The sequence below is a fragment of the uncultured Anaerovibrio sp. genome, assembly GCF_947302755.1.
Classification (GTDB): Bacteria; Bacillota; Negativicutes; order Selenomonadales; family Selenomonadaceae; genus Anaerovibrio.
Genome location: NZ_CAMYWM010000144.1, coordinates 1 through 5,825 on the forward strand (window position 1 = coordinate 1; position 5,825 = coordinate 5,825).

3 protein-coding genes are annotated in these 5,825 nt (G+C 45.7%); all 3 read left to right on the forward strand.

Features of this window, described 5'->3' with window-relative positions; translation table 11 throughout:
- Nucleotides 1-273: 273 nt before the first annotated feature.
- Complete coding sequence (locus Q0Y54_RS11190; protein WP_297967844.1) at nt 274-465, forward strand: hypothetical protein; 192 nt, start codon at nt 274-276, stop codon at nt 463-465.
- A 351-nt stretch (nt 466-816) separates the two neighbouring features.
- On the forward strand, nt 817-2,079 hold the full coding sequence (locus Q0Y54_RS11195; RefSeq protein ID WP_297967847.1) for an ATP-binding protein: 1,263 nt from the start codon (nt 817-819) through the stop codon (nt 2,077-2,079).
- A gap of 295 nt (nt 2,080-2,374) precedes the next feature.
- Nucleotides 2,375-5,825 (forward strand): hypothetical protein (locus tag Q0Y54_RS11200; RefSeq protein ID WP_297967850.1); only part of this gene is annotated, 3,451 nt, incomplete at its 3' end.

The window sequence follows — 5,825 nt, forward strand, 5'->3', positions numbered from 1 at the left end:
TGGATGTATGCCTGACAACTCCAGGCCAGAAGGAAAAGGATTTTGAAACCCTTGGGGATGAAATCTATGGTATGCTGGATCTGGTAATCAATTTCATGGGCGAAAATTACCGGAATTGGATGAAGGAAATCTGGTAAGTAAAGAAGCATAAAAACTGGTGGCTGGGTATTCAGTCGCCTTTTTTTAGTTACATTCATAATGCAGCCATGATATATCTAGCCCGTCTGATATCCGCTACAGCTGCCGCATAGTTCCATACGGCAGTTTTTATTTATGGATTTAAAATACATAGTTTATATTCCCATTGATTTGGCAGCGGCCACTCCCCAACAAACTTATACTGTAATCGGCGTCACCTTCAAGCCGGACGACAAGAGCAATATGACCATTGACCTGAACCTCACAGGCTACGCCGGGAAAAAACAGGGCATCACCGGGGGATTTTCGGCGGTATTCCATATTTAAAAATTCGTTGACGATAATATATGATAAAAGTGGGGGATAACTGCCCAATATGGCAATTATCCTTTTTTTTTACCAATAGTAAATACTTGCTTACAATGAAATTTGGAAAACATATGTCATATCCGAACTAAACTGCAAAAAAATGCTTGAAAGTTCGGTTTAGATGGGATAATATTAACTCAACAAGGGATTAAACCGAACTAATTTGCAATAATATTATATAAAGTACGGTTTTACACAGTTCCTCGGAGCTGTAGTGCTGTTCTCGTTGAAGCAGGAAGCTCCCCCCTCTATAGGTGGGGGTGCGTTCGCCCAAAAACAGTATCTTAGTAAGAAAGCTGTGAGACATTTATGAAGAAAGAACTCTACAAAAGGGAATTTTATCTACAAAAGATACGTGGCTTTTATGATGAATCAGAAATAATTAAGGTGATTACTGGAGTACGAAGGTGCGGCAAGTCATCCTTGATGGAGCTTATAAAAACGGAGCTTATTGAGCAAGGGGTTAATGAGGCAAATATCATCAGTATACATTTGGATAAAAGGCCATATATGCATGTAAGAAAAAGGGAGAAATTGGAAAAAATCATTGATGAAAAAAGCTATAATATAAGTGGGATGAAGTATTTGTTCGTTGATGAAATCCAAAATATACTTGGCTTTGAAGAGGTGCTGAACGTTTATCGTGAGGAAGGTGATTATTCGATTTTTATTACGGGCAGTAACAGCTATCTTTTATCTGGTGATCTGGCAACAAAGCTTACTGGGCGATATGTAGAGTTTGAAATGACCACATTGTCCTTTGATGAATATGTGGGGATAAAGAGATTTTATGGCAAAGAGGTATCCGCTAACCCAGAGGAGGACTTTGATAAATATATATTAGAAGGAGGCTTTCCGTATACGGTTAGACTGGATACCTTTGCGGATAAAAGATTGTATGTCAAAAGTGTCATAGATGAAATTTACGAGAAGGATATTAGAAAGAATAAACGTATAAAAAAACGACTGCTGTTTGATACTATACAGAAATATATAATTAATAACTTTGGATCAACCATGTCGATAACTGGGCTATGTGAGTACCTTTCCCGTACAACAAAGTCAAACGTACGAAAAGAAACGGTATACAATTATCTGTCAATTCTGGAAAAAACGAAAATTGTGAGCAAGTGCTCAAGATTTGATTTGAAAAGCAAAAAAAGCCTGCGGGGGGAGGAAAAATATTATTTGTCCGATCTCAGCTTTTATTTTGCTAATAACACAGATAATAGGATAGAGTATGGGCCAGTGCTGGAAAATGTGGTGTATAACTACGCTAAAAGCCGGGGATATGATATTAGTGTAGGTCGCATAGGAAAATTGGAGATAGATTTTATTTTGCGTAACAATAGTAATGATTATTTCTATATTCAGGTTGCTCGTTATATAGATAATGACAACTATGATGAAAAGGGAAATAATATTACGGAAGAACGGGAATACAGACCTCTTGAGCGAATACGGGATTCGTATCCCAAATATGTGATGACATTGGACCGGTTACTCCAAAAGCGAAGCGGTATCCACCATGTGAACATTATTTCATTTATAAATGAAGGGAAAACATTTTAATTCCGGCGGCGTGGGATTAGATGATGAGTTGGTGGACTTTATGCGGTATTCCGTATATAAGAAAATAATATTTGAAGGGGCTGTTCGGCAGATCCTTTTTTGTTTTTGTGTACCTTTTTAAATCTGATTTACCAATGCTGCATCATAACAATATTGTTATACGATAAAAGTTAAAAGGTCAAGAAACGATCATTTTTTGAAAAGTCGTTGAATGTTTGGAATATTTGTGATATTTTCTAAAATAAGGAAGAGAACGTGCCTCATGGCACAATGAATAAGCATGGAGGAGGCAAAAATGGAAATAAAGAAGTATAATAGTCCACTAGGGGGGGACATCAGCCTCAATAAAGCTGCTAAGGGCAGGGGCTGGAAAGGTTTAAAGGGGCAGGCTGCTTTGGCACTGGCCATTTCGCTGTGGATAGCGGGAGGAAGTGTCTGCGGGGCGGAGGCGGAAGTCACCGTCGGAAGCGGTGAAGCTGTCGAATATGTCTACAATGGCGAAAAAAGCAACGATGAAAATAGCCCGATAAATCTTGATCCACCAATAACAGGAGATAAAACAGGCTATCATACCATTATAGATGGCGGCAGGGTGAACATGATAGCTTATGGTGGAGTTACCATGGATAATGGAAATGCCAACAATAATATGGTCACAGTAAAAAATACCGGTGATGGAGTAGTATTTTATGGCGGTTTTGCGCTAAATGGCACGGCAAGCTATAACATCGTAACCTTGAATAACTGCAATGCGAGAGGAATTGTGGGGTTTGGAAACAAAGGAGCAAATCACAATACATTGAACATGACGGACAGTTTATCATATGATTTATATGGAGGAGGAGCAGGGTCTGATGAAGCAGATGTAGTCAGTGGCAATGTTTTGAATCTGTCCGGCAAGAATACCGTGAGGGCTTTGGTCTTGAATTTCGAGACTATCAACATAGGCAAACAACCGGACGAAAACGGAACGATAGTTAATGTGTCTATGCCATGGGGAGAACCTGTATTGAAGCTGACTAGCGAATATGACGGTGGAATCGTCGAAAACGAAACCACCAGGGAAGACCTTACAAAGGCAAAAATCGACGCCTCGGCACTGACCTTCCCCAACCCCGAAACACTAGTGAACGGGACAACCATGAACCTGATTGAATGTACGAACGGTGCAACCATCACTGCTGACCTTACTGCGACCACCACGGCATTGCAGGAATACAGCCTTAATCCTGTTGCGGGCATGCTTGTGGATGCGGCGTTTCAGGGGCAATTGAGCATCCCGGAGGATAAAAAAGCCCTGGTCTGCACCGCGTCGAATTTGGGTAAAAAACTGACCATAGACGCGAAGCTTCCATGGAACACCACGACCCCATATTACGATTTATCAGGCAAAGACTATGGCCTTGCCTTTGACGGAACCAGTGCCATTGACGCATCTAACATAGCCTTTACGGGGCTGGATTACGCGGCGACAGCCGGCGACACCATGACACTGCTGGCCAATGCAGCGGGTATAACTGGTGACCATATCACCCAGCCTACAAAGAGCTCCTATGATTACGAGTTAACCCCTTTCAACGGTGTGATGATAAACGGCACAGTCACTGGCCAAATCACCGTGGACAGCAGTAACGTCAACTATCAGGTGACAGGGAATAATGCCACCAAGCTGACCTTCACTGACGTGGCATGGAAGGACAGCGGCGCCCTGCTGAATCATAAGACCACCCTTTCCAATGTTTCCTTTGATGGGGCTGATGTGGATACCGGGAAAATTGCCTTCACCAATAAGGATTATCTGGCCAATGACAGTAAAATGACCTTGGTTTCGGATTTTGGTACCAAGGTGGGCACCATCAATGGTACCGCCTTTACGGTAAACAAGGGAACCGGCGAGGGCCATGCCTATTATGAGAGCGGTGATTTGCTCTATGTGGTTACCAAGGGGGTAGTGGAGCCGGAGTCGGAACCGGACCCGAATACAAATACAGATCCGAATACAAACACAGACCCGAATACAAACACAGATCCAGAGCCACAGAATGATAATGCCGTAAATAAGGCCGGTGATCCAATTAGCGGCACTGTGGATGGAGATGTAACCGGCGGCGTGGCCAAGAATGATGGGGTAGCAGAGGAGAACTCCACGGAAATTCTGTCTGGCAGCGAGGTTACGGGAAATGTTACTGCCGCCACCAGCGAAAAGGGTGGGGCAACCAATAATGAAGCTAAAGCCACTGAGGCCCATATTAGTGGCAGTGTCACCGGTGCCCAGAGCCAGAGCGGTACCGTGGCAGAGAACAGAGCCACCGTTACCGGGGGCAGTGTAGAGGGCAATGTGGTGGCTTCCAGCACGGACAGCGGTGTGGCTACGGCTAATGTAACAACTGTGAACAATGTCAATGTAGGCGGCAATGTTATAGCTGCCCAGAGTGCCAGCGGCACCGTCAGCAATGGTAATATAGCGGAAGTGAATGGCGGCAGTGTAGGCGGTAGCGTGTATGGCGGCAGGAGTGACAGCGGTGAGGTCAACACCAATACAGTACAGATAACTGGTGGTACCGTACAGCAAAATGTGTACGGCGGCCAAACTGACGGCAGCCAGGCGGCTGACAGCAATCAGGTGACCATCAGTGATGCCACAGTTACCGGCACGGTATACGGTGGTTATAGTGACAAGGGTACAGCTGATGGCAATCAGGTTCAGATTAGCGGTGAGGCCCAGCTGGGTGACGTTTACGGCGGCAAGAGTGCCCAGTCCTCAGATAACAATATTATCACCTTTAATAGCGGTACCGCCAAGACCCTTATTGGCGGCGGCTGTGATACCGCCACGGGGAATACTGTAAATATGACTGGCGGTACCGTGGAAAATATTTACGGTGCCCAGACCGGCACCAGTGCCACCAACAACCAGATTTATCTTGGTGGCGGTACAGTAACTCAGGATGTGTACGGCGGTTACAGCGACAGCGGTACTACCTCCGGCAACAGCATTACCCTGTACGGGGAGGCCAATGTGTCCACTGCCAGCCTTTACGGTGGCAATCTGGAGGCCACCGGCAATGTCCTTAATATTGGCCGGGCAGTGGAGGATAATAAAGTCGCCTGGACCGGCGGCGATGGCGGTCAGACCGTGAAGAATATTTCCAATTTTGAAACCATAAGCTACGATGTGGTGCCATGGAGTGAAAGCACTGCCGCGGTTACCATCAGCGACGGCACAGCCAGTGATCTTTCCATGACCACCATTTCCGCTGAAAAGGTGGCCTTTACCGGTGTGGACAAGCTGTCCGTTAATAATACCATGACCCTCCTTGACCAGACCAAGGCCGACAAAAAGGCCACCCAGGTAACCAAGAACTCCAGCTTTACCGTAGGCACGGCGGGAGTTGGTACCGGCAGTCTGTCCCTGGATGATAACAGCAATGTTATCTACAGGGTGGAAAGCCTGGGGGCCAGCGATCAGACCCATAATACGGTTATGGGGGCCGAGGCCACTATGGCTGCTCTGTCGGCTGGCAATGACTTTATCGGCTCCGCGGTAGAGGGCTTGGGCAGCTCCAACAATGCAGGCTCTGACGGCTTGGCTACCTATGCCAATATGGGTGGCGGCTCCATGAAGGTGAACACCGGCTCCCATGTCAGGACCCACACCTGGAATGCCATTTTGGCTCTGGGCCACAAGAACGAACAGAAGCTGTCCACCACCGAATATGGTGCCTTCTTTGAATATGGTACCGGAA

What these genes read in the sequence shown, in the direction of transcription:
- Q0Y54_RS11195 (WP_297967847.1), top strand. Translation starts at nt 817, where the DNA reads ATGAAGAAAGAACTCTACAAAAGGGAATTTTATCTACAAAAGATACGT.
- Q0Y54_RS11190 (WP_297967844.1), top strand. Translation starts at nt 274, where the DNA reads ATGGATTTAAAATACATAGTTTATATTCCCATTGATTTGGCAGCGGCC.